This window comes from Pyrinomonas methylaliphatogenes (assembly GCF_000820845.2).
Taxonomy (GTDB): domain Bacteria; phylum Acidobacteriota; class Blastocatellia; order Pyrinomonadales; family Pyrinomonadaceae; genus Pyrinomonas; species Pyrinomonas methylaliphatogenes.
This window is the reverse complement of the sequence record NZ_CBXV010000002.1, coordinates 404,057-427,589: the sequence shown is the minus strand read 5'-3', so window position 1 is coordinate 427,589 and position 23,533 is coordinate 404,057. Positions and strand designations below refer to the sequence as shown.

Genomic DNA, 23,533 nt, shown 5'->3' with positions numbered 1-23,533 from the left:
TAATGCGCTTGCGTTCTTGCAAACAGTCTCAATCGTCAATGGAAAGGATCGATGAATCGACGTGACTTCTTGCTGGCGGCGACCCTGGCCGGAGTGGCCGCCAAGATCGGCGCGTCGGCTGCGCAAAGCGGAGTGCCGGCGGCGGAACTTGAGGAAGTGACCATCGCCGAGTTGCAAAAGCGCCTGCAATCGGGCGAATGGAGCGCGCGCCGGCTCGCGGAGCGGTACATCGAGCGGATCGAAGCGATCGATCGCGCTGGCCCAAAGATCAACTCTGTCGTCGAGATCAACCCGGACGCGCTCGCCATCGCCGACGCGCTCGACCGCGAGCGGCGCGCAGGGCGCGTGCGCGGTCCGCTCCACGGCATCCCCATTCTGATCAAAGACAACATCGACACGGCGGATCGCATGGAGACGACCGCCGGATCGCTCGCGCTCGTCGGGGCGGCGAAACCTTTGCGCGACGCCTTTATCGTCGAACGCCTGCGCGCGGCGGGAGCGGTTATCCTTGGCAAAACGAACTTGAGCGAGTGGGCCAATTTTCGTTCGACGCGCTCGACGAGCGGTTGGAGCGCGCGCGGCGGACAGACGCGCAACCCCTACGCGCTCGATCGCAATCCATGCGGTTCAAGTTCCGGCTCGGGCGCGGCGGTCGCCGCCAACCTGTGCGCCGCTGCGGTCGGCACGGAGACCGATGGCTCAATCGTCTGCCCGTCTTCGACGAACGGCATCGTCGGCATCAAACCGACGCTCGGCTTGCTCAGCCGCTCAGGGATCATCCCGATCGCGCACAGCCAAGACACGGCTGGACCGATGGCGCGCACGGTCGCCGATGCCGCCATCTTGCTCGGTGCGATGGTCGGCGTGGACGCGCGCGACCCGGCGACGCGCGCCTCTCAGGGGCGCGCTCTTAGCGATTACACGCGCTTCCTCGATCCGCAAGGTCTGCGCGGCGCGCGCATCGGCGTCGTGCGCAAGTTCTTCGGTTTCAACGACGCCGTCGATAAATTGATGAGCGAAGCGCTCGACGCGATGAAACGCCTGGGCGCCGTCATCATCGATCCGGTGGAGATCGTCACCGTCGGCAAATTCGATGATTCGGAATTGGAAGTGCTGCTTTATGAGTTCAAGCACGATTTGAACAAGTATCTGGCTGAACGGCGCGTCGGTCCGCCGGCGCGCACGCTCGCCGAATTGATCGAATTCAACGAACGGAACCGCGACCGCGAGATGCCCTACTTCGGGCAAGAGCTTTTCGTGCGCGCGCAAGCCAAGGGCACGCTCGCCGATCCGGCTTACAGGCGCGCGCTCGCCAAAAACCATCGCCTGTCGCGCACGTTCGGCATCGACGCGACGTTGCGCCGCCATCGTCTCGATTGCCTTGTGGCGCCGACCAATGGTCCAGCGTGGACGACCGATCTCGTCAACGGCGATCATTACACGGGTGGAAGCTCCACTCCGGCGGCGGTGGCAGGTTACCCGAGCATCAGCGTGCCGGCGGGCTTCGTCTTCGGCTTGCCGGTCGGCATCTCTTTCTTCGGCGCGGCGTGGAGCGAGCCGAAACTGATCCGCATCGCTTATGCCTTTGAACAGGCGACGCGCCATCGCCGTCCGCCGCGCTTGCTCGCGAGCCTCGATCTTTCGTAGAGGTCGGCGAGCGCAGTTCGTTCCATGCGATGCGCGGTTCATGCGGTAAACGAACGGTTCTGACGCGCAGCGCGCTTTGTTCTACGTGACGATCCACTCAAACGATCATCGTCGGAGGGGCGTAAATGTTGAAGGGACATCGCAACGTCTCGATCTCTTCTCTGTTGATCTTTCTTCTCATCGTCTTTCCCGTTCAGCCGGCCCTTGCGTTTTCAACCTACGGCTTCGTCGCGGCGCGGCAGCGCGAGCAGGAAGAGCGCGAAGCCCGATTCGATGCGCTCTTGAAACGCGAGAACTTGCGCGACTGGATGCAGCGGCTGTCTGCGCGCCCGCATCATGTCGGCTCGCCTGCCGGGCGCGAAAACGCCGAGTTCATCGCCGCGCAATTCCGTTCGTGGGGCTATCAAACGGAGATCGAAGAGTTCAAAGTTCTGTTTCCAACGCCGCGCACGCGCTTGCTTGAACTCGTCGCGCCGGAGACTTATCGAGCGCGACTCGAAGAGCCGTCGCTCAAAGAGGATCGAACTTCGAGCAACGTGGGCGAAGCGTTGCCGCCCTACAACGCTTATTCGGTCGATGGCGACGTGACGGGCGAACTCGTCTATGTCAACTACGGCTTGCCGCGCGATTACGAAGTCTTGCGTGAACACGGCATAGACGTGCGCGGCAAGATCGTCATCGCGCGCTACGGCGCTTCGTGGCGCGGCATCAAGCCGAAAGTGGCCGCCGAACATGGCGCGATCGGTTGCATCATCTATTCGGACCCGCGCGATGATGGTTACTTTCAAGGCGATGTCTATCCGAAAGGCGCGTGGCGCAACGAATGGGGAGTGCAACGCGGTTCGGTCGCCGATATGCCGCTCTATCCGGGCGACCCGCTGACGCCCAATGTCGGTGCCACCGAAGGGGCGAAGCGGCTGGACCGGAAAGAGGCTCCGACGTTGACGAAGATCCCCGTGCTGCCGATTTCATACGGCGATGCGCTGCCGCTCCTTCGCGCGCTCGGCGGACCGGTCGCGCCGCCCGAATGGCGCGGCGCGCTTCCGATCACGTACCACATCGGCCCCGGACCGGCTCGAGTCCATCTCAAGCTCGAATTCGATTGGAAGCTCGTTCCAGCTTACGACGTGATCGCGCGATTGCCGGGTGCAGAGTTCCCCGATGAGTGGATCATCCGCGGCAATCATCACGATGCGTGGGTCTTCGGCGCGGACGATCCCGTGAGCGGATTGGTCGCGATGATGGAAGAGGCGCGCGCCATTGGTCAACTGGTCCAAAGCGGTTGGCGCCCCAAGCGGACCATCGTCTATTGCGCGTGGGACGGCGAAGAGCCGGGATTGCTCGGTTCGACCGAGTGGGTCGAAGCGCACGCCGCGGAATTGCACCAGAAGGCTGCCGTTTACATCAACTCCGATTCCAACGGACGAGGCTTCCTCGGCGTCGGAGGCTCGCATACGCTCGAACGGTTCGCCAACGAGACGGCGCGCGCCGTCGCCGATCCACAGAAGGGCATCAGCGTTTGGGAGCGCTTGCGCGATCTTCGCCTTGTGCGCGGAAGCGCGGATGAAAGACGCGACGCGCGCGAACGGCGCGACCTGCGCATCGCCGCGCTCGGTTCCGGTTCCGACTACACGCCCTTTCTGCAGCATATCGGCATCGCCAGCTTGAACATCGGCTACGGCGGCGAAGACGGCGGCGGGTCGTACCACTCGAACTACGATTCGTTCGATCATTTCACGCGCTTCATCGATCCGAACTTCGATTACGGTCTGGCGCTCGCTAAAACCGGCGGGCGATTGGTCATGCGTTTGGCCGATGCGGACGTGTTGCCGCTTGCTTTCGGCAACTTCGCCGACACAATCGGCACCTACGTCCGCGAATTGATGCGCTTGACCGATTCGATGCGCGAAGAGACCGAGGAGCGGAATCGCCTGCTGGATGAGCGCGCGTTGACGAACGTCGCTGATCCGAAAGAACGGTATGTGCCGCCCGAGCGGGAAGCTCCGGTGCCTTATTTGAACTTCGCGCCGCTTCAGAATGCGCTCGTGCGCTTGCAAGAAGCCGCGCGCCGCTACGATCGGGCGGCGGAGCGCGCCTTGAGCGGCGGGCGCACGCTTTCGCGCGAACAACGCGCAGCGCTCGACCGTCTGCTCACAGAGACCGAACGCGCCATGACGCGCGATGAAGGGTTGCCGCGCCGCCCGTGGTTCAAGCATCAGATCTACGCGCCGGGCTTCTATACGGGCTACGGCGTGAAGACTTTGCCCGGCGTGCGCGAAGCGATCGAGCAGCGCAACTGGGATGAGGCGACGCGCGAAATAGAAGTGGTCGCGCAAACGCTTCGAGCGGTCGCCGATAAGATCGAACAGGCGGCGAAGATGCTCGAAGAGGCCTCATAAAAACAGCGGTGGGCGGGCTGATCCAAAGACCATTTGCTCCTCGTGCTGCGCGTCGATCCGGACCGATCGGCGTACAGCACGAGGATGGTTTGAGCTGTCGCTCTCAAAGCGTATCTCCCGCCCCGAAAATGTTACGGTGTGATTGACCCTCTTGATTCGGTCCCGCCGAAGTGATAGATTCCCCGCCATCAAATTAATTGCGCGGCGCATAAATCGAGCGACCTCAGGCTCGAACGGCGCTAGCGTGTCTTTTGCGTTTCAAACGGCGCGAATCCTCACGAAGGAGTTGACAAGATGTTCCCTTCGCCCTCACATAAACTCTGGCTCTTTGCTGGCTATGCGCTTCTAGCGGCCTCTCAAATGGTCTCTTCGCAGGATTTGGATGATGTTTCGCTTCGCGGTCGCGTGCGCGATGCTCATGGCTCAGTCGTCGTCGGCGCGACGGTAACGGCGACGCTCCGCGACACGGCTCGCGCACGACAAGCCGTGACGGATGAAGAGGGGCGTTTTAGTTTGCTCGAACTCGAGCCGGGGAGTTACATCGTGCGCGCTGCGGCGCCCGGTTTCGCCACCGCAGAGATCGCGATCGAAACCATAGCTGGACAGACGGTCGAACTCGATATCGCGTTGCATCCTGTAGGCGTCGCTGCCGAGCAAACGGTCGTCGCCGAAACGGGGCCCTATGTTCCTGATGTTTCGCGCACGGTGATCGGCGCGACCGTCACGCGCGAAGAGGTGGAATCGCTCCCGGTTCAGTCGCGCGCGCCTTATGATCTCGTTTTCACCTTGAGCAACGTAACGGAGCCTCCGTTCTCTGATCGCGATCTGGCTGAGGATAGAGACAGCAATCCGCGTATGACGCCCGAAGAGGCCGGCCTCTTCGCTTTGAGCGGCGGGCCAGCTTATTCGAACAATTTGACCATCGAGGGATTCGATAATAACGACGATCGCGCGGCGCGCGAGCGCTTTCAACCTTCGATGGAATCGGTCGAGGAGGTCCAGATCATCACCAATCAATTCGCCGCCGAATACGGGCGCGCTTCTGGTGGCCGAGTCAACCTGCGCGTGCGGCGGGGAACGAACGAGCTTCGCGGCAAGCTATTCGACTTCTTCCGCGATGAATCGCTCGAGGCAAACACGTTTCGCAACAACGCGCGCGGATTGAAGCGGTTGCCGCTGCAAAGGCATGATCTCGGATTCGCCGTCGGTGGTCCGGTCATGTTGCCGCGCTTCGCTGGCCCATTGCGTTACAATGGTTTGGGGCGCACCTACTTCTTTCTCGCTTATGAGTTCAACACGGTGTTGGACTCGACGTTGATCGATACCTTAGTGCCGATCCAGCAGAACCCGCGCTTCCCGCTGCCACCACCGACGACGCTCGTCGGGCGTCGCCTTGAGACTGAGGCGACACCGCCCAATCAGCCCGCAGAGTTAGCCCCTTTCGTCGATCGCGTCTCGACCCCTTCGCGCAAACATGAGACGGTCCTGCGTGTGGATCACGAGTTCAGTCAGCGGCACAGCGGGATGTTCCTCTATCAACATGGACGATTGCGCAATCGGCGCCAAATGAGCGGCGGAAATCGCCTGCGCGAGGCTTTCCAGACGCGCTATCGCGCTTCGGACGCGCTCGCTTACGCCGACACGCGCCTCCTTACGCCAAAGCTGATCAACCAATTCCGCGCGCAAGCATCACGGCTCGCGCCGGAAGAGCACGCGCCTTCATCGCGTCCCGTCGTGACGATCGCGCTCAACGATCCGTTGGGGCGATCAGGCACGCTCGTCGCTGGCTCGTCTTCGCTCGGCGCCACACTACGGCGCGAAGCGCGATTGCAGTTGCAAGATTCGCTGACGTCGACGCGCGGCACACACACTTTCAAAACGGGAGGCGAATTACAGTTGGTCCGCTCGGCGTTCCGCGATCTCGCCGACCTCGCCGGAACCTATAGCTTCGCGAGCGCGGGCGATTTCTTGGCCAATCAGCCGAGTCGTTTCCGACAGAGCTTTCAGCCCGATTCGGTGCAACGAAACGTGTACCTCGCCTTCTTCGCGCAGGATGAATGGCGTCCGGCAAACAACTTCACCTTGAGCTTCGGTTTGCGTTATGAACGCGAGACGATCATCGCCGATGGCGACAATTGGGGCCCGCGTATCGGCATCGCCTTCGATCCGACCAAAGGCGGGAAGATGGTCCTGCGCGCAGGCGCAGGCATCTTCTACAACCGCGCGCTTTTGCGCACTATAGATGACTTCACGCTCGGCACACGGCGTTTGATCTTCGATACGGATCTGTTGCGCGATCCGGCGACGGGAAGGGCGTTGACGCCGGCGCAGCGGCGCGCCTTCATCGCCGCGAATCTCAATTTCCCGGAGACGCTCACGCTCTCCTCGCCACTGGTCCAGCGATTCGCTACGTCTGAAACCGGTTTCATGCGCCGCCTCGATCCAAACTTGCGCATCCCGGAAAGCTATCAGCTCAGCTTCGGAATCGAACGCGAGATCAAGCGCGGTTGGATGATCGAAGCGAATTACGCTTGGGTGCGCGGCCTGCACCTGTGGCGTGAATTCAATGCCAACGCGCCCGTCTTGCCAGCGGGCTACAGCGATTTCACTGCCTATTTGTTGTCGCGCGATTTCCCGAACTTTCGCGATGCGGCCGGTGTGCGCCCTCTTTACGATGCTTCAACGGCAGGCGAATTCATCAGATTTATGTTGACCCCGAACGATCCTGCAAATCCCAATTCGATCGGGCGCATAGTGGAGGCGGGCGTTCCGATCTCGCTCGTCAATTTGAACGGCACGAGTCAAACCGCGCTGGAGATCGCGCATGCGGCGGTGAACGACCTGCGCCCTGATCCAACGCGCGGTGAGATCGAACAGCTCGCGTCGATCGGTAATAGCTCCTATCGCGGATTGACGCTTGAAACGCGCCACCGCTTGATGGGCGCAAAGGGCGGTTTCTCTTTCACCTTGCGCGCTTCTTACACGCTGTCAAAACTGATCAGCGATGGTGAGCTCAACACTTCAGACGCGCTTCGACCGGGAGATTTCCGCCATGAGCTGGCGCGTAGTCTGCTCGACAGGCGCCACCGATTCGCCCTGAGCGGCATCTTCGATCTGCCAGCGTGGCTTGGCCGATTGCGCCTCGCACCCATCTTGCGCCTCGCTTCGAGCGCGCCGTTTAACATCACGCTCGGCGCAGATCGTAATCTGGACGATGTGGACAACGACCGGCCAAACTTCAGCGATGACCCAGCTTCGATCCGCTTCCGTCGCCCGGGCGAGCCGCTCGACCAAAAGCTCGTGCAGGTCTTTTCGTTGCCGACGATCGGCAGCACAGGCAACCTTCCGCGAAACGCGGGTACTGGACCGGCTCTTTTCGCTTTCGATCTGAATATCGCCCGCGTCTTTCGCCTCGGGGAAAGCGCACGTCTTCAAGCTTTGGTCGAATGCGACAACGTGCTGAACAAGACCGTCTTCAGTTTCGGCGCCGAATTCATCAACTTCAACGCGCTCGGTGCAAATGCGACCCCTGAACAACGGAGTGCCTTCAAAGATACTTTCCTCGTCCCACAAAGGACGCTTCGCCCGCGCCAGATCAGGCTCGGACTGCGCCTCGAATTCTGATCTCAACGCGCGCTCTTTGCGCAAAAGAGATGGCCTCGATCAAGCGAGGGGAGACTTGCCTCCCTCTCGCAGCGCGCTTTGAGCGATAAAATCGCCCTGCTTCGCGCTGGAAACGGAGCACGATTCGTCGTCTATCTTAAGGTAAAGAGAACGATTCATCGTCTCCCCTCACAAAGCCCTGGTCCACCCGGACCGGGGCTCTGTCGTTAAGGGGGCGGTTTAAACGGGTTTATCGGAGGTGAAGGCGCGTGCGCGCTTTAGCGAAATGCTCTCTACTCTTCTCTTTGAACCTTCTGGACGCGCAATTGACCCTGTATTGGGTGCGGATGGGCGTGGCGCGGGAGGGGAATTTTGTGATGTCGCGTCTGCTCGAGTGTGGGGAAGGGCCATTTCTCGCCGTCAAGTTGGCGATCGGCGCGTTTGCGGCTTGGGTGTTATATCGCTGGTATGATCGCGCGCTCGCACGGCGTGGTCTCGCGCTCGCGTTGGGCTTATACCTCGCCCTGATGTTTCTGCATGGGCTGACGGCGCTTTCCGCCTTCGATTACGAACCGATCGCCCTTATGGCGCAACTCTTCAATCGCCTTTCGCTCTCTCTCCTGCGGTAGTGAAAGATCGGGCGAGTTCCAGCGGCAATCCTGCAAGAGGCGGAGCGCGTTCTTAATGTCATATCGCGTAGTGTAAAGATCGGGCGAGTTTCAGCGGCGAGCCTTAGAGAGCTGTTGCCCGGACGTATACATCTCATCCAGCCAAGGATCTCGTAAAGACCTGCTGCCCGAAGGATAACCTCTTACGGCGATGAGTGCAGTTTTATAGGTCACATCGTCGTCGCGTTCGGAGCGTTAATAATAGGTTCTTGTGGGGATGAGTGCGGTTGGCGATCGGCTTTGTGGGGCGCGGTGCTGGCGCGAACAACTTGCGGATCGAGGCGCGGAAGGGGGAAAATAGCTTGCTAGAACTTGGTTGATTAAAGTCTTCTCATGTGGGTAGGTGAAGGATGGTTGATCGCTTGCGGCCAAAGATCACATATCAACTCTCTGTGCGACAGATCCTACTGATCGCTTTGACCTCAGCGTTTGTCGCGGCGATAGTGATTTCGAGTCTGAACTATTGGAACCGCCGTTTTCAATCGAATGGGGCTCCTTTCAGCGAAACGCCGCCAGCGGGCATCACCGATCCATCGGTCGCGACCGATGAGCGCAACAACATCGAGATCTATCGTGCGGTTTCACCCGGAGTCGTTTCGATCACCTCGATCTCCGGTGGGCGAAGCCTTTTCGATCCCGTGCCGCGGGAAGGGACCGGCTCCGGTTCGGTGATCGATGAGGAGGGGCACATTCTAACGAACGATCACGTCATCGCCGACGCGCGACAAGTGTTGGTGAGCTTTGGCGGCGATAAGGTCTATCGCGCGCGCGTCGTCGGGCGCGATCCCGATACGGATCTGGCCGTGATAAAGGTCGATAACGTGCCGCGCAACCTTTTGCGCGTGATCCCATTTGGCGATTCGGACCAGTTGGTCGTCGGGCAGAAAGTTCTGGCGATCGGCAATCCCTTCGGTTTCGATCGGACGCTGACGACAGGCATCATCAGCGGGTTACAGCGTCCGATCTATTCGCAAGCGACCGGGCGTTTGATCGAAGCCATTCAGACCGATGCGTCCATCAATCCGGGCAATTCCGGTGGACCGCTGCTCGATTCGCATGGGCGCATGATCGGGATCAACTCGCAGATCATCAGCCCATCGGGAGCATTCGCCGGCGTGGGCTTTGCTGTTCCCATCAATGTCGCCAAGCGCGTTGTGCCTCAGCTTATCAACAACGGTTACGTCATACGCCCCAAGCTTGGTATCTACACGCGCGATGTTCGCCCAGAACTCGGACTGCCGATAGATGAGGGGGTGATCATCGTGCAGGTCGAGCAGGGAGGGTCGGCGGCAGCGGCTGGTCTGCGCGGCATTTCTGTCACGCCGGACGGAGATTATGTGCTCGGCGACATCATCGTCGCGATCGACGGCGAGCGCGTGCGTAATCGCGATGACCTGACGCGCATCCTCGATCGGCACGAGGTCGGAGATGTGGTGCAGGTTGAGGTCTGGCGCGATGGGAATCGCGTGCGCGTCCCCGTGCGTTTGCTTCCAGAAAGGCGCAGCCTATTCCGCAGGTGAAAAGATCTCTTTCTGCTCACCGCTTCCCCTCACGGCCTTCGAGCCTTTTGTTTGAAGGGAGGGCTCCTTTCGCGTGTGTGGGAAAGAGGTTGGACGAGAAGGAACCATCTCTTCGTCGGTGAGACGAATCGCCGAACTTTTTTCGCTAGAGGAGTTGTGAGATGACGACGCGAGAGACGAAGCTTCACAATCTATTCACCCTGCTTTTTCAAGCGCATCCGTGGCACGGCGTGTCGCCCGGCGAAGAAGCGCCCGAGACGGTCAACGTCTACATCGAGATCGTTCCCACGGATGCGGTCAAGTATGAGCTGGATAAGATCTCGGGCCATTTGCGCGTCGATCGCCCGCAAAGGTTCTCATCCTTCTGCCCGACGCTTTACGGGCTAATCCCACAGACCTTTTGCGGCGAAGCGGTCGCGGAACTGTGCCGCCAGCGCACGGGCTTGAAGGATATCAAGGGCGATGGCGATCCGATGGACATATGCGTGCTGACGGAGAAGACTGCGGCGCACGGCAACTTCTTCGTGCGCGCGCGCCCCATCGGTGGACTACGCATGATAGATGGCAACGACGCTGACGATAAGATCATCGCCGTCCTCGAATCCGACGTCGTTTACGGACGCATCCGAGAGATCGATGAATGCCCGAAAGGTTTGATCGACCGGCTCAAGCACTATTTCCTCAGTTACAAACAGTTGCCGAACGAAGCCCCGCGTCGAGTCGAGATCATCGACGTCTATGGTCGCGCTGAAGCGCTCGATGTGATAAAGCGCAGCATGGATGACTATCGCGAAAATTATGGCGAGCCTGAAGAGAGAATGGGAGCGCTTCGCCATCTACTGGCTCATTGATTTCGGTTAGACGGCGGCATCGGCGGGCGCGACCTCGGCAGCTTCATGATCCCGCCATCTACAGCTCATTGATTTCGGTTAGACGGAGCGCATCATCCAGCGTCCATCTCCATCTTCTTCGCCTTTCTGTGGCGCATCTATTTCGCCCCGACGATCTCGGGGAGGCGGAAAATAGGTGACAGTGGGTGAAGAAGTTACTCGGTTGTGAGTGTAACTTTTACATTCCGCCAGCTTCCCGCCGCGCTTGGCGTTCATCGGAGGGAGCGTAAGACCTTGTCAGATTGAGGGTTAGAAGATGGCCGGAAGGAGGGCTTGCATGGCACGGCCATTGCGGTGTATATTATGGGGCAAGAGAGACGGTTGGTGGATCCTCCGTCTCGGTGGTTGCTGGGGTGAGGACAGTAACCACATATTAGAGAGCGGGTGCGGCATTCCCCAAGTTTGTCGCGCCCGCTTTTTGTTCCGCGCCATTTCATCGATCCAACCCGGAAATGATCATCTCGCTTGCTTCAGATCCCGTTCCTTCGAAGGCGATCTTGGGCGTGCCTGTAAGATGGTTGTCAAGCGCGTCGTTGCCAGAGACGGGCGCCTCGAGGGCGATCTTGGGCGTGCCTGTGAGCGTGTTACAATCGGCCCTTATCACGCCGAGGTCAGGGGCCGAACGCGAGATGGAGATAGGCGTTTATCGTCGTGAATACGGGGCCTATTGGGCCGAAAAGGGACGGCGCGAGTTCGAACGATTGCTGGGAAGAGGCTCATCCGACGAAGAGCCGCTTCACGAACGTTTCGCCGATCTATGGACGCGAGAAGCGCTTGATCGATTGGCGCAGCATCTTGAAAGCGCTCCGGAAGGGGCAGCGACCGAGCGGCTGGCGTTGGAGAGGCTCGTATCGGCGGTCCGTTTCCTGCGTCTCGAAGAGGCCGCGCGGCCTGTTTCGGAAGAGCTTGCGCGTTGCGAACGTGCAGCGTCGAAACGCTGGGAAGAGGCCTGTGATGAGATCGCGGAGGAGAGCGATGTCTTCCGCCGCCGCGCCCTCGCGCTCAAGGCGCTGAATGCCCTTGGGCCTTGCGATGATTTGCGATGCGCGCGCTATGCGCTCTTCGATGAAGAGGCGCGCATCCTCGGGTCGGCAAACCATCTTGCGCTGCGCGAGGCGGCATTGCCGACCGCTTTCAGCGCTCTGGTGGCGGTAGCTGACAGGTTCCTCGAACGGACGGCTGAGGTGTATGCGGCGCGATTGCGTGAGCATCTGCAGGCAGAAGCTGCCTATGCGCCCGACCTGAGCTATGCGGATGAACTCCGTTTTCGTCGCTTAGCGCCATTTGACGGTCTCTTCCCCGCCGAAGGGCTCGACGTGATCTGGCGTGCAGCGGTCGAAGCTTTGCACGTAAAGTTGGACCGGTTGGCCGATCTCGTGGTCGAGATCGGACCGGAAGGGGCAAAAGAAGCTGCCTGTTTTGCCGTCGATCCGCCACGCGATGTGCGCCTCGTGGTAGGGCGGTCCGGCGGATTGTCGCGTTACTTGCGACTTTTTAGCGAAGTTGGTCGCGCGCAGTATTTCGTTTGGCTTTCGCCCGAGATGGCGGATCGTTATCCCGAGTTCGTGTATGCGCCAGAGCGCGCGACCGAACAGGGGCATGCGGCGCTTTTCCGCCATCTATGGCTCGATCCGCGTTGGATAACCGAGCATCGTGGTTTGACGCCGACCGAAGCGCAAGCGGTCGCGCGCGCCGTTGCGCTTCTCGAGCTCCACGACGCTCGGCGTCGTTGCGCTCTTTTGCGCGTATTCACAGAGACGGTGGGAGGGACGAACGTCGGCGAAGCGCAGAAGGAGAGCTACGCCTCTTCGTTGAGCGAAGCGACCGGGTTCCGTTACGAGCAGGCGACCTTCTGGCTCGACATCGAAGCTGGCTGGGATGCGGTGACGGAATTGCGCGCGCAGTGTTTCGCGCTGATTTGGCGCGATCGCTTACGCACGCGCTACGGTCGGGCTTGGTGGCGGAGTCGGCGCGCTCGCGATGAGTTGATCGATGTCTGGAATACAGGAGCGCGTTATCATCTGGAAGAACTCGCCCCGCTCATCGGCGCAGGCGAACTCGATTACGAGTCGATGGCGGAGATGATGGTGGAAGCTCTACAGGTGGGATGATGATGCAGGGGGTTGAGAGGAGAAGGCGCGTCACTGTGAGAACGCCGGAACGCGCCGGAGAATATGAGATAGAGGTTGAAGCCGGAGCGCTCGCGCGTGTGGGGGAGAGGGTGCGCGCGGTCGTCGGGCCATATTCGCGGCGTGCGGTCGTTATCTCCAATGAGCGGGTTTGGGGCCTCTATGGTGCGCGCCTTAGCGAGAGCCTTCGCCTCGGCGGTTTTGAAGTCTATCGTTGGCTGATGGGGGAAGGCGAGCGCCACAAAACGTTACGCACTGCCGAGCGCGCCTTGGAGTTTCTGTGCGAGGCGCGTTTTGAAAGGAGCGATGTCATCATCGGGTTCGGCGGTGGAGTCGTCGGCGATCTGGCCGGCTTCGTCGCCGCGCTCTACTTGCGCGGTCTCGCGTTCGTCCAAGTGCCGACGACTCTGCTCGCCCAGATAGATGCTTCGGTGGGCGGGAAGACCGGCGTCAATATGCGCGCCGGGAAGAATCTGGTCGGAGCCTTTTATCAACCGCGCGCAGTTATCATCGATCCGGAGACATTGCGCACGCTACCGCAGCGCGAGTTGACGGCTGGATGGTGTGAAGCGATCAAGCATGGAGCCGTCGGCGATCGGCGGTTGTTCGATGCGACGCGCGCGTTGTTGATGAGCGGCGAGCCGCTCGGCGAAACGGAGCTTTTGGCGGATCTGATTGCTGCGCATTGCGCTTTCAAAGCGAACATCGTTGCTGGTGATGAACGCGAGGAGATGACGCGCACCGATCACCTTTCGCGTCGCATCTTGAATTTCGGCCATACGATCGGGCACGCGCTCGAAGCGGCAACCGACTATCGCCGTTTCCGTCACGGCGAGGCGGTCGGCTACGGCATGTTGGCTGCCGGAGAGATCTCCGCGCGATTGGGATTGCTCGATCGGGGCGAGCTGGACGAACTGCGCGCGGCGATCAAGCTCGCCGGAAGACTGCCGCGCGCGAAGGATCTGGATTTTGAGCGCATCCTTCAAGCGCTGCGCCTCGATAAGAAATCGTTCGGGGGAAGTATCAAATGGGTGCTTCTCGAGCGGATCGGTCGCGCGCGGATCGTCGATGGACAAGAGGTGGATAGATCACTTCTAGAAGCGGCGTTGCAGGCTGCGCTGAAAGACTAGATGGAGGAGATTCACATGAACCGAGCGCTTGGCGTGAAAAGAAGCGGTGAGGGTTCGGGAGCTTCGAGAGCGCACACATCGTGCGAACGCGGCGGAGCGATGTTGAAATTCGTCATCGTCATGGCGTTGATCGGTCTGGCGGCTTACTCCCTGATGCAGTATGTGCCCGTAGCCATTCAGGCCTACGGTTTCAAAGATTTCATGCAGGAGAAGGTCAATATCGCCGCGGCGACGGGGAAGACGGCGGATTGGGTGGTTAAAGAGATAAGAGCTGGTAGCGAGCAATATGGCGTCCCCCCAGACGCGGTGATTAAAGCTCAGCAGAGCGGCGGTCGCATGGAGGCCCATGTGCAATTCGTCAAGCCGATTCGATTGCCCGGCTTCACCTACCAGTACTCTTTCGATCATACGGCGCGAAGCAACAGTTTCCTGTCTTCCGAATGATGGGTCACATGAATCTTCCAAAATGAGCGCGAAGTAGCGATGCCCTCGGGAAGAACTCATGATCGGGTCACTCTCCTCTCTCTTGGACCAACGGCCTTCATCGCTTGGGCGCTGACGCACGAGCTGACACTGAGCGCGCTGGTGGTCGGCGCGACGCTTTTCGGCGGGGTCATGTTCGGTCCCGATCTCGACACCGCCTCAAGGCAATACAGGCGCTGGGGGCCGTTTCGCTTCATCTGGTGGCCGTATCGAATCGCCTTCGCGCATCGATCGCGTTGGTCGCACGGTCTCCTCTTCGGAGCGATCATCCGCGTCTTCTATTTCACGGGGATGGTCGTCCTGTTAGCTTTCACGGCGCTTTACTTGCATTCGGTCCTCTTTGCCGGAAAAGCGTCGAATTTGAGCGATCTATTACATGCTTGGCAGTTGCTGGCGGATCATGTCGATGCCCGTCTCGATCGTCGCGCGATCTGGGCAGCGTTCATCGGATTATGGTGGGGAGCGGCTCTTCACACGCTACTTGATGTGCTCTGTTCTATCGGGCGCAGGTTGCTGGACCTGTTCTAATTCGAAGCCGGACGAGCTTTCTGGGCCTTCTCGCTCAAAAGTCGTAAGCGCGCTACGTCGGGAGGGCTGGGCGAGCGATTTTCAAGCGCATTCGCTTTGACTTGGAGGCTGAAGGCGCGCCGCTTGCGCGGAACGTAAAGCACATAACGACGCGCGCGCCCGTCCTTGCGCTCGCCCGTGCATAGCACTTCGTATTCGCCGTCGCCGTCTACGTCAGTAAAGCCCACACGCCAATGCGCAGTCCGCCAAGTCGTATCGCCGAGCCTGATGCGCTTTACGCCTCTTCCCTCATCCTCTGCGATCTCCAAATAGGGGCTGCCGTGGCGCGTCGTCAGGGAGAGCGAGGTGAACGCAGATCGTTGTGGCGGGGCGTCATCCGAGTTGGTTTGAATGGGAGTGGAGTTCGGTTGATGCTGCGCGAGCGTCTGAGGGCGAGGGTGATGCGCCTGGTCCGGCCCGTTCTCATCATCGGTAGCGCGTACGAAAAAGGCGCCGCTCAACGCGAGTGCGATCGCAAGAAAGCAGAAGAGGCGAAAAGGGAGCGAGCGCTTTTCGTTCAAAAAATCTATGGTCGAGGCGAGCGGAAATGAGCCGCTTTCGGAGCTTCGCGTGGCGATGCTCTTTTGAAGCAGTAGACGCGCTTCGTTTGCTGATCTCGGACGATCGTTTGGATCCTTAGCCAGAAGCGCGTGCACTGTGCGCACGAGGGCTGGCGGTAGATCGGCGCGAAAACGCGGCAGCGGCGGCGGCGGCGCGGTCGCCTGCTTGACCAGCACGACCGATGGCAGAGGATCAATGAAGGGCGGGCGTCCGGCCAGCATTTCGTAGAGGATGACGCCGAGGCTGTAAAGATCGCTGGCCGGCCCGACCGGCAGATCCATGCATTGTTCGGGCGACATGTAGCGCGGCGTGCCGAGGATGATCCCGGACTCCGTGGTCGCGTGTGTGCGCGTCGCTTCCGTCGAAGTTTGGAGGACTTTCGCGACGCCGAAATCGAGCACGACTGCGCCGCGCGCGCTCAGTATGATATTTGAAGGTTTCAAATCGCGATGCACGATCCCCAGCGAATGGGCTTCGGCCAACGCTTCGCAGATCTCTGCGGCGATCTTCACTGCCGTCGCCGGAGCGAGCTTGCGTTCGCGCGCGATGCGTTCGGCGAGCGTTTGACCTTCGACATGCTCCATGACGATGAAAGGGCGCCCATCGTCTAGCTGGCCGACGTCGAAGACCATAGCGGCGTGTGGATGGCGAAGTCGCGCCATCGTCCGCGCTTCGCGCAGTATCCGCTCGGCGACATCTTTACACGCCGAGAACTCCGATTTGAGGATCTTGATGGCGACGGTCCTCTCCAGCGCGATATGCGTCGCGCGGTAGACGGTGCCCATCCCCCCGCACCCGATCTCACGTTCGATACGGAACCGTCCGGCGATGATCTGCGGAACTTCCATGTCTGACCCTCTAGTCGGGATCAAGGGTCGCTCTCCAGGGAATGGAGGGCGGCTCTGCGTAAAACTCTTCCCGCAAACGCAGAGGGGGGAAGATGGGAAGCGCTCGTGCGTTTGTGGGCGCTTGTTGCGCGCAAGTTTAGCACGGCTCGATCGGCGGAATAAATGGCGGTGCCGATCGCGTTAATTTGATGGCGTAAACGGCGGGAGAGATGTTTGGGATTCAAGCTCCAGAGGCCTGTTTGGCGGAGCCGGTTCATTTCGCTTTGGACGGAGCGCGAGCTGCAAGATGGCGCTCGTGCCGAAAACGCCCCACAGGGTGCCGGTGATGAAGCGCGCCGCGTTCAGCCCTTTCCACAAGCCAAAGATCGCGCCCACGACATCGAGCGGCATCAGCAGGGCGAAAGCGAGGCTCAGGCGAAGCGGGGGCAGCCGCCGGCAAACGATGGTCGAGGCGACGAGCGCCAAAGATCCAAAGAGTATGCCGCTGCAGCGCCAGCAAAGCGGTATCTGCACATGCCATAGATGAGGCGAGCGCTCCGGCGCCTGATGGCAGACGAGGCTGCCGAGCGCCATCAAGGCATGGTATAAGCTGTGCGTGATGCTGAAGAGCATCGCCCTACTTGAAGAGAATGGGTTGATACTTACCGTTTGATGCTTTAGCCGCCTCATCGTAAGAGTGCAAAGCGATGAGGACGTTGATGACCGGGATGAACAAAAACAGACATAGGCCGACTCCAACGAAGAGGAGAAGAGCGGCGACTATGCTATAGATGGTTATCCCGACGGCATAGCCGATGAAGATCGCTATAGCCAACCCGACCTTGTTCGGCACGAACAGGAGCCCAAGCCCCGGAAAGATGAAGCTGATCAGCGCCGGGATCGCCGGATGGATCGGTTCGCCATCAGATGCTCGATATTGTGGCGGCACCTGCGGTTGATAGGTAAGCGGAGGCGAGGTTTGGTTGACGGAGCCGTGCTGTGTTCGTTGTCCTTCTTCAGTCATGCGCCAAGTTCCCGGTTGCGGCGGCAGCATCGCTCCGCAACGGATGCAATAGCGCAGCCCTTCTGCGTTCTCCGTCCCACAAGCGGCGCAATAAGCCATCTCCGTTCTCCTTACGAGTCGATCGAAACGTTTTCATCACCTAAATCTGGCGTCCAGAAGATCTGGTCGGCAGAACGGATCGATTTTAACCCATGATGCGGCAATTCGTTCTCTTCCAAGCCCAGGAAAGTGAAATGCGGCAGGTCGTCGAGCACGGTCTGAAACCATCCGTGGCGCATCAATACGTGCCTTACGCGCGCATCTTGGAATTCGTTAATGTCGAGGGCGAGCATCGTCAAGTGTTGGGAAGCGCCGGGAAGCGCCACCGAACGCATGATCGGTTTGGAGAAGCATTTGCTGAAAAAAAGCCCGCGCGCCTCATAATCGAGGATGATCATCGCTTGTTCGTGCGGGGACAAGCGCCTTATCCTCTCCGCCTCTTCGGGCAGAAGGCGCCCCTGGTCGGTCCAGTGGCGAAGCGCCGGCAGAACGCGCGATTGCCATAGGCGCAGCGTGTCAGAGTAGGTCCGACGCGAAGCTTCGAGCCCGCCGCGCGGCGTAAGGTCAAGCCCCGCTCCTTGTAACTCCTCGCGGGCGAGTATCAGCGCTTCCATCGCGGCTGGCTGTAGCGTGACCGGGACGCCGCCGAAGATCTCGGTTCGCGCTCCAGCGCGCTGCTGAAAGTCGCCGACCTCGGCCTCGTCTCGGAAGATGACGCGGTGCGGTACGCAGACCCTTTCGCAAGCGAGGAAGATCGCGCCATATTCTTCCAGCGCGCGCCGGGCTAGCGCGTCATCGGGCGGACAGACCTCATTTAGCGTCAAGCCGCGACGGCGAAGCGCCTCTTCTAAGGCGAGATAGAATGGCGCGGTGCGCTCTTTCGTCTTATCGCCCATCGGATTAGCGTGAGCATGATAGAGGGCGATGGGCTGCAGGTCAACGTCGTGTGGCTTGGCCGTGACTCGACTTTAGGCCAATATTGAATCGGCTCATTAATGCGGAGAGGAGCTTTAGAGCTCATGCTGTCAAAGGGCGAAGATAGATGACGAATCCTTTGGAGCTTTTTCAGCGAACGTTGGAGACTTACCGCAAACACGGGTGGCAGTTGCGCGAAGTCTTGATGCGACCGGAGACGCGCGCGCAGTTGATCGCGGAATCGGGCGAACCCATCTTCGAAAGCTCGCCGGTGCGCGACTTCCCGCTCGATGCGATGTGGTTTGCGCGGCCAGCGCGCGGCGGATTTGAAGCGTGGGAGTTGCGTTTGGTTTCGGCGACGCCTTACGCTCTGTTCGAAGCGTTCGCTTCGGGGACGCCCGAAAAACAGCGCGAGGAGCGAAAACGCGCATTGGAAGGCGAACTGTGCGCGCGCTGTCTCGCAAAAGGCTCCGGCGCGAACGAAGGCGGATATCCGGATCAGGTTTGATGCCTCATGCGCTCGGCGATCACTTTGGCGACGGTCGCCCCATCGCCAATGGCCCCGCTGATCGTTGGGGCTGATGGGTTGCTGATATCGCCGATGGCGAAGACGTTCTCGATCGTCGTTTCGAGTTCGCGATTGACGCGCACGTAACCTTGAGCGTCGAGTTCGAGTTGCTCGCGGAAGAGCTCGGTGTTCGGCGCGAAACCGATGCGGATCAGGACGGCGTCGGTCGGCAAAGTCAGGCGCACGCCTCGCCGTTCGATCTCCAAGCCCTTTACAGTCTGTTCGCCGAGGATGCGAAGCGCTACGGCTTCGGTGATGAGTTCGATATTGGGCTTTTGATGCAACCGCTCGATGAATTGGCGGCGCGCGCGGAGTTCAGCTCGCCGATGAACGAGCGTTACGCGCGCGCCGACCTCGGCAAGCATCAGCGCGTTCTCGACCGCGCCATCGCCGCCGCCGATGATGCAGACCCTTTTGCCGCTGAAGGAGTCGAGGTCGCGGGTGGCCGAAATGGCGACGCCGCGCCCCTCGAATTCGCGTTCGCCCGGGATGTTCAACCGCTTGCGGCGCAACCCGGTCGCGATGATGATGAAGCGCGCTTCGTGCTGTGCGCCGCTCTCCAACCAGATCCTGCCCGCCGTCAAATCGGCTTTGGCCACTGCGCTGTTCAGTAGGATCGGCGTGGCGAATGTGGCGAGTTGAGCGGCGAACCTGTCGCGCAGTTCGCGCCCGTTCTGAGCGGTGGAACCTAGATGGTTCTTCACCGCGTTGTGAATCCAGAGCAATTGCCCGCCGATCTCAGGGCGGCGTTCGAGGACGAGCGCTTCGATCCCAAGATCGGCGCACCACAATGCGGCGGAAAGTCCGGCTGGACCAGCTCCGATGATGATCGCTTCAGCTCCCATTCGAGAATTCACCTCGATCCCGCTCATGCTCAATCGGCTTCCCACGAAGCATTATGGCGAGATCCGGCTTTCGCGTGAAGGGCGCTTAAGCTAAGGTGCAAACTCGCGGCATCGTTGATAAACTATCGGTTTCGCGGGGGAAGGTAAAAGCATGGCTCTTGTCATTTACACCAAACCGGGATGCCCTTATTGCCAGCAGGCCAAGGAGTATTACGCGGCTAAAGGCATCCCCTTCATCGAATACGATGCGCAGAACGATCGCGCGCGACGTGCTGAGATGCTCGCTTATTCGGGCGGCGATCCGACCGTGCCATGCATCGTGCAGGATGGCGTCTATCTCGGTTCGGGCTGGGGCGATCCGCCGCGCGGTTGAACGGTTCACGATTGAAGCCAACCGTGAGTTGGCGAAGGCGCAAGTCGAGCGGATCGGAGCCTAGACCTCTCAGCGCAGCGCTCGCGCTGAATCCCCGGTTGCGAGATGATTGGGCAAAAGCTGCTCAATTACCAGATCACGGAGAAGCTCGGCACGGGCGGACAGGGCACGGTCTATAAGGCGATCGACACGCGGCTAAATCGCCCGGTCGTCATTAAAGTGCTCGCGCCGGAATTGACGTCCAACGCCGCTAGCCTCAAACGCTTCGAGCGCGAGGCGCAGCTCGCTTCAGCGCTCGACCATCCGAACATCTGCACGATCTATGGCCTCTACGAACTGAACGGCGTGCATTTCATCGTGATGCAGTACGTCGAGGGGAAGAACGTGCGGCAGCTCGTCGCCGGGCGTCCGCTGGAATTGCGGAGCGCGCTTTCGATCGCCATTCAAGTCGCGGATGCGCTGGCCGCTGCGCACGCGCGCGGCATCATCCACCGCGATATCAAAGCCGGCAACGTCATGGTGATGAGATCGGGCCAGGTCAAGGTGCTCGACTTCGGTTTAGCTAAACTTCTCAGTGAGGGCGGGCGCAGCGCGCATGATCTCCATCTGACGGAACTCGGCGTGCCCTACGGGACGGCGACCTATGCGGCGCCGGAGCAGGCGCGCGGGCAGGTTTCGGATCATCGCACGGACATCTTCTCGACTGGCGTGCTGTTATACGAGATGCTGACAGGCACATGGCCTTTTCGCGGCAAGACGAGCGTCGAAGTGCGCTATGCCGTCCTCCATGACGTGCCGCGTCCGATCGCCGAGTTTCGCTCTGGGCCAGTACCGCCTCGTTTGCAACAGATCGTGGATCGCGCGTTGGCGAAGGATCCGAAAGATCGCTATCAGACGATCACCGAATTTCGCGACGATTTGCGCGCTGTGATGCGCGAACTCGGAGCATCCGATCCGGTCCAAGAGGATCTCATCGGGGCGGTCGCGCCTCGTCACATCAGCACGCCTTTCGGCGAGGCGATCCGCCACTGGTGGCGAAGGCTCATCGGGAGATCGAAAGAGCCATCCCCTTCTACGTTAAAGAGGACGCCCGATCAGACGCCGAGCCAAGGTGAGACGGTCAAGAGCGTCGCCATCCTCCCTTTTCGCAACTTGAACAACGATCCGGCGGTGGATTTCTACGAGTTCTCGCTCGCCGATGCGGTCATCACGGAGCTAGCGCGCTTACGCTCGCTCATCGTGCGACCGTCTTCGTTCATCGCCAAGTATCAAGGGCAAACGCGCGATCCGCGCGAGGTCGGTCGCGAGCTAGGCGTCGATGCGGTGCTCGATGCCGGATTCCTGCGTTCTGAGAGGCGCTTCCGCGTCAACGCGCAATTGCTCGACGTCGCCACCGGCGAGATACTCTGGAGCGATCGCATCGACGCTTCGGCTGACGATGTCATCGCCATACAGGATCGCATCGCCCAGCAGATCGTCGAACGGCTGAGTATAGAGTTGAGCACGGACGAGCAGATCGGTCTGCTGGAGCATGCGATGCCGAGCGCCGACGCCTATGAGGAATATTTGAAGGGGCGCGATCGTTTAGGGCGTTTCATCTACCATACGCTCGCGCGCGAAGATTTAAACGCCGCCATCAACCACTTCGAGCGCGCCACCGAACTCGATCCGCGTTTTGCGCTCGCCCATTCCGGATTGGGCGCGGCTTACGCGAATCGCGTCATCAAGGGATCGGGCAATCCGGAAGATTACGCGCGCGCCGAGGAGGCTTTCATCCGCGCGCTCGAGATCGAGCCGACGCTGATCGAAGCGCGCATGCACATGGTCTTCATCTTCCTCTCCCGCGGCGAGAAGGAGAAGGCGCGCGCCGAAGCCGAACGCCTCCGTCGCGAAGCGCCGAACGATGTCGGCGTCCATTTCGTCCGCGCGATGATCCATCGCCTCGATGGCGAATATGATGAAGCGTTGCGCGAATATGATCGGATGTTGCGTTTGAATCCGGCGGAAGCGGTCGTCGTAAGCTACAATCGAGCGCGCATCTTCATGTATCAAGGGCGATATGACGACGCCCTGCTGGCTCTTGCGCGGGGGAGCGCGCTTGAACCGGACCATCCGCTGATCAAGACCTTCCGCGCGCTCATCCACTACTACCGAGGTGAGTTGAAGGTCGCCGCCGATACCTTGCGTGAAGTGCTCGCGCGCCATCCGCAGATGGATGGCATTCGCCCTTTGTTGGCGATCGTTCTCAGCGCACGGTGCGAGCACGAAGCGGCGCGCGCCATGCTGACCGAAAGGGTGCGTGAAGCTGCGCAAGCGGATCCGGATGTCGCTTACTGGCTCGCCTCCGCCTATGCCCTAGAAGGCGAGAGGGACGAAGCTTTCGCCTGGTTCGAACGCTCCATCGATCTCGGCAATGAGAATCTCCCTTGGTTCCGCACCGATCCGAACCTCGCGCCTTTACGCGAGGATCGGCGGTTCGAACAGATCATCGCGCGTCTCGAAACGTCGCGCCAACGCGCGCGGGAGGGCGCGTGATGAGAAGTTTCGTCATCGGCGATGTCCACGGGCGTCGCAAACAGCTTCGCGCGCTGCTCGAGATCTTGCCGCGCGACGCGCATGCGGATCGTTTGATCCTTCTTGGTGACTTGATCGATCGCGGCGAAGATTCGCCCGGCGTGATAGCCGATCTCATCGCCCTGCGGGGCGGCGCCGATCAGGTACATGTCCTGCGCGGCAATCACGAGCAGATGATGCTCGACTTCCTCGATGGCCTATCTTCGGATTGGAGACGCGCCGGAGTCGGCAGCGAAAGAACTTTCGAGCAGTATACCGGGAAGGCCCTGACTCCGGAAATCCCGGATGACAAGGCGCGGGGCATGCTGCGCGAGGCCGTGCCCGCAGAGCACGTGGACTTTTTGCGCTCGTTGCCCTTCTATTTCGAGGACGATTTCGCCATCTACGTGCATGCCGGATTGGAGCGGAACAAGCATCCGCGCGAGACTCCGCCACAACATCTGCTGTGGACGCGCGACGCCGAGTTCTTCAAACACTATCGCGGCAAGACTTGCGTCTTCGGTCATACGCCAACCCCTCTTCTGCCGCTCATCGGACGCTTGGGGACGCATGGGATCTATATCTTTCATAGCGCCATCGGCATCGATACGGCCTATAACGAAGCATCGCCGCTCAGTTGCTTGTCGCTTCCTGACTTCAATCTCTACCAAGTCAAGGCCGATGGTTGCAGTGAAACTCACCATCTCTATCAATCCTTCGCTGAAGCCTTGCGTTCGATCTGGAACGATTTCGGCGCGTGAGCTTTCGGGTTAAAATGATCGTTGCACGTTG

Annotated in this window: 19 protein-coding genes; 14 read left to right on the top strand and 5 right to left on the bottom strand. The window is 60.2% G+C overall.

Going from position 1 to position 23,533, the window contains the following annotated elements:
- Positions 1 to 51: 51 nt before the first annotated feature.
- The 10 genes from PYK22_RS03490 (at position 52) to PYK22_RS03445 (ending at position 14,997) form a co-directional block, all read left to right on the top strand.
- Positions 52 to 1,647: an amidase gene (locus PYK22_RS03490; protein WP_041974302.1), complete on the top strand. Its 1,596-nt coding sequence runs from the start codon at positions 52 to 54 to the stop codon at positions 1,645 to 1,647.
- Between the two features lie 125 nt (positions 1,648 to 1,772).
- Entirely contained in the window at positions 1,773 to 4,046 is a 2,274-nt protein-coding gene (locus PYK22_RS03485; protein ID WP_041974299.1) for a M28 family metallopeptidase, read from the top strand.
- A 294-nt stretch (positions 4,047 to 4,340) separates the two neighbouring features.
- Positions 4,341 to 7,670, top strand: a complete 3,330-nt coding sequence (locus tag PYK22_RS03480) for a TonB-dependent receptor (RefSeq protein WP_083437570.1) — start codon at positions 4,341 to 4,343, stop codon at positions 7,668 to 7,670.
- A 248-nt stretch (positions 7,671 to 7,918) separates the two neighbouring features.
- On the top strand, positions 7,919 to 8,278 hold the full coding sequence (locus tag PYK22_RS03475; RefSeq protein WP_157770644.1) for a DUF5658 family protein: 360 nt from the start codon (positions 7,919 to 7,921) through the stop codon (positions 8,276 to 8,278).
- Between the two features lie 389 nt (positions 8,279 to 8,667).
- Positions 8,668 to 9,837, top strand: a complete 1,170-nt coding sequence (locus tag PYK22_RS03470; protein ID WP_060635294.1) for a S1C family serine protease — start codon at positions 8,668 to 8,670, stop codon at positions 9,835 to 9,837.
- Positions 9,838 to 9,998: 161 nt separating this feature from the next.
- The gene (locus PYK22_RS03465; RefSeq protein ID WP_041974292.1) at positions 9,999 to 10,688 is read left to right on the top strand and encodes an inorganic pyrophosphatase; all 690 of its coding nucleotides are present in this window, start codon (positions 9,999 to 10,001) and stop codon (positions 10,686 to 10,688) included.
- A gap of 572 nt (positions 10,689 to 11,260) precedes the next feature.
- Positions 11,261 to 12,838, top strand: a complete 1,578-nt coding sequence (locus PYK22_RS03460) for a hypothetical protein (RefSeq protein WP_157770643.1) — start codon at positions 11,261 to 11,263, stop codon at positions 12,836 to 12,838.
- Positions 12,838 to 13,986: a 3-dehydroquinate synthase gene (gene aroB / locus PYK22_RS03455; protein ID WP_162199783.1), complete on the top strand. Its 1,149-nt coding sequence runs from the start codon at positions 12,838 to 12,840 to the stop codon at positions 13,984 to 13,986. The genes PYK22_RS03460 and aroB overlap by 1 nt, the downstream gene beginning before the upstream one ends.
- Before the next feature lie 15 nt (positions 13,987 to 14,001).
- Positions 14,002 to 14,430 carry a hypothetical protein gene (locus PYK22_RS03450; RefSeq protein ID WP_157770642.1) on the top strand — a complete coding sequence of 143 codons (429 nt, stop codon included), beginning with the start codon at positions 14,002 to 14,004 and terminating at the stop codon, positions 14,428 to 14,430.
- 39 nt (positions 14,431 to 14,469) lie between these two features.
- A complete protein-coding gene (locus PYK22_RS03445; protein WP_041974285.1) occupies positions 14,470 to 14,997 on the top strand; it encodes a metal-binding protein in 528 nt (175 codons plus the stop codon).
- Here the strand turns inward: PYK22_RS03445 and PYK22_RS16325 are convergent.
- The 4 genes from PYK22_RS16325 to PYK22_RS03425 all read right to left on the bottom strand — a co-directional run bounded on the left by PYK22_RS16325 (position 14,994) and on the right by PYK22_RS03425 (position 18,383).
- Complete coding sequence (locus tag PYK22_RS16325; protein ID WP_060635292.1) at positions 14,994 to 16,445, bottom strand: serine/threonine-protein kinase; 1,452 nt, start codon at positions 16,443 to 16,445, stop codon at positions 14,994 to 14,996. The two genes, PYK22_RS03445 and PYK22_RS16325, sit on opposite strands and share 4 nt — an antisense overlap.
- A gap of 180 nt (positions 16,446 to 16,625) precedes the next feature.
- A complete protein-coding gene (locus PYK22_RS16320; protein WP_060635291.1) occupies positions 16,626 to 17,057 on the bottom strand; it encodes a DUF2085 domain-containing protein in 432 nt (143 codons plus the stop codon).
- Positions 17,058 to 17,061: 4 nt separating this feature from the next.
- Positions 17,062 to 17,547: a zinc ribbon domain-containing protein gene (locus tag PYK22_RS03430; protein ID WP_041974283.1), complete on the bottom strand. Its 486-nt coding sequence runs from the start codon at positions 17,545 to 17,547 to the stop codon at positions 17,062 to 17,064.
- Positions 17,548 to 17,558: 11 nt separating this feature from the next.
- Positions 17,559 to 18,383 carry a hypothetical protein gene (locus PYK22_RS03425; protein ID WP_041974281.1) on the bottom strand — a complete coding sequence of 275 codons (825 nt, stop codon included), beginning with the start codon at positions 18,381 to 18,383 and terminating at the stop codon, positions 17,559 to 17,561.
- Between the two features lie 146 nt (positions 18,384 to 18,529).
- Here PYK22_RS03425 and PYK22_RS03420 point away from each other — a divergent pair, with 146 nt between their 5' ends.
- Positions 18,530 to 18,910 carry a hypothetical protein gene (locus tag PYK22_RS03420; RefSeq protein ID WP_041974279.1) on the top strand — a complete coding sequence of 127 codons (381 nt, stop codon included), beginning with the start codon at positions 18,530 to 18,532 and terminating at the stop codon, positions 18,908 to 18,910.
- Here the strand turns inward: PYK22_RS03420 and PYK22_RS03415 are convergent.
- The gene (locus PYK22_RS03415) at positions 18,901 to 19,842 is read right to left on the bottom strand and encodes an NAD(P)/FAD-dependent oxidoreductase (protein WP_083437568.1); all 942 of its coding nucleotides are present in this window, start codon (positions 19,840 to 19,842) and stop codon (positions 18,901 to 18,903) included. The two genes, PYK22_RS03420 and PYK22_RS03415, sit on opposite strands and share 10 nt — an antisense overlap.
- A 124-nt stretch (positions 19,843 to 19,966) precedes the next feature.
- Here PYK22_RS03415 and PYK22_RS03410 point away from each other — a divergent pair, with 124 nt between their 5' ends.
- From PYK22_RS03410 to PYK22_RS03400, 3 genes are all read left to right on the top strand, one after another.
- Positions 19,967 to 20,188: a Uxx-star family glutaredoxin-like (seleno)protein gene (locus PYK22_RS03410; RefSeq protein WP_041974275.1), complete on the top strand. Its 222-nt coding sequence runs from the start codon at positions 19,967 to 19,969 to the stop codon at positions 20,186 to 20,188.
- Positions 20,189 to 20,293: 105 nt separating this feature from the next.
- Positions 20,294 to 22,723, top strand: coding sequence for a serine/threonine-protein kinase (locus PYK22_RS03405; RefSeq protein ID WP_041974272.1), 2,430 nt, complete (start codon positions 20,294 to 20,296; stop codon positions 22,721 to 22,723).
- Positions 22,723 to 23,502, top strand: a complete 780-nt coding sequence (locus PYK22_RS03400; RefSeq protein WP_060635290.1) for a metallophosphoesterase family protein — start codon at positions 22,723 to 22,725, stop codon at positions 23,500 to 23,502. Before PYK22_RS03405 ends, PYK22_RS03400 begins: the two co-directional genes overlap by 1 nt.
- Positions 23,503 to 23,533 lie beyond the last annotated feature (31 nt).

Bases quoted from the DNA above. Each gene is read 5' to 3' on its own strand.
- PYK22_RS03490 (WP_041974302.1), top strand. From the start codon at position 52: ATGAATCGACGTGACTTCTTGCTGGCGGCGACCCTGGCCGGAGTGGCC.
- PYK22_RS03485 (WP_041974299.1), top strand. From the start codon at position 1,773: ATGTTGAAGGGACATCGCAACGTCTCGATCTCTTCTCTGTTGATCTTT.
- PYK22_RS03480 (WP_083437570.1), top strand. From the start codon at position 4,341: ATGTTCCCTTCGCCCTCACATAAACTCTGGCTCTTTGCTGGCTATGCG.
- PYK22_RS03470 (WP_060635294.1), top strand. From the start codon at position 8,668: ATGGTTGATCGCTTGCGGCCAAAGATCACATATCAACTCTCTGTGCGA.
- PYK22_RS03465 (WP_041974292.1), top strand. From the start codon at position 9,999: ATGACGACGCGAGAGACGAAGCTTCACAATCTATTCACCCTGCTTTTT.
- aroB (WP_162199783.1), top strand. From the start codon at position 12,838: ATGATGCAGGGGGTTGAGAGGAGAAGGCGCGTCACTGTGAGAACGCCG.
- PYK22_RS03450 (WP_157770642.1), top strand. From the start codon at position 14,002: ATGAACCGAGCGCTTGGCGTGAAAAGAAGCGGTGAGGGTTCGGGAGCT.
- PYK22_RS03445 (WP_041974285.1), top strand. From the start codon at position 14,470: ATGCCCTCGGGAAGAACTCATGATCGGGTCACTCTCCTCTCTCTTGGA.
- PYK22_RS16325 (WP_060635292.1), bottom strand. From the start codon at position 16,445: ATGGAAGTTCCGCAGATCATCGCCGGACGGTTCCGTATCGAACGTGAG.
- PYK22_RS16320 (WP_060635291.1), bottom strand. From the start codon at position 17,057: ATGCTCTTCAGCATCACGCACAGCTTATACCATGCCTTGATGGCGCTC.
- PYK22_RS03430 (WP_041974283.1), bottom strand. From the start codon at position 17,547: ATGGCTTATTGCGCCGCTTGTGGGACGGAGAACGCAGAAGGGCTGCGC.
- PYK22_RS03425 (WP_041974281.1), bottom strand. From the start codon at position 18,383: ATGGGCGATAAGACGAAAGAGCGCACCGCGCCATTCTATCTCGCCTTA.
- PYK22_RS03420 (WP_041974279.1), top strand. From the start codon at position 18,530: ATGACGAATCCTTTGGAGCTTTTTCAGCGAACGTTGGAGACTTACCGC.
- PYK22_RS03415 (WP_083437568.1), bottom strand. From the start codon at position 19,842: ATGAGCGGGATCGAGGTGAATTCTCGAATGGGAGCTGAAGCGATCATC.
- PYK22_RS03410 (WP_041974275.1), top strand. From the start codon at position 19,967: ATGGCTCTTGTCATTTACACCAAACCGGGATGCCCTTATTGCCAGCAG.
- PYK22_RS03405 (WP_041974272.1), top strand. From the start codon at position 20,294: ATGATTGGGCAAAAGCTGCTCAATTACCAGATCACGGAGAAGCTCGGC.
- PYK22_RS03400 (WP_060635290.1), top strand. From the start codon at position 22,723: ATGAGAAGTTTCGTCATCGGCGATGTCCACGGGCGTCGCAAACAGCTT.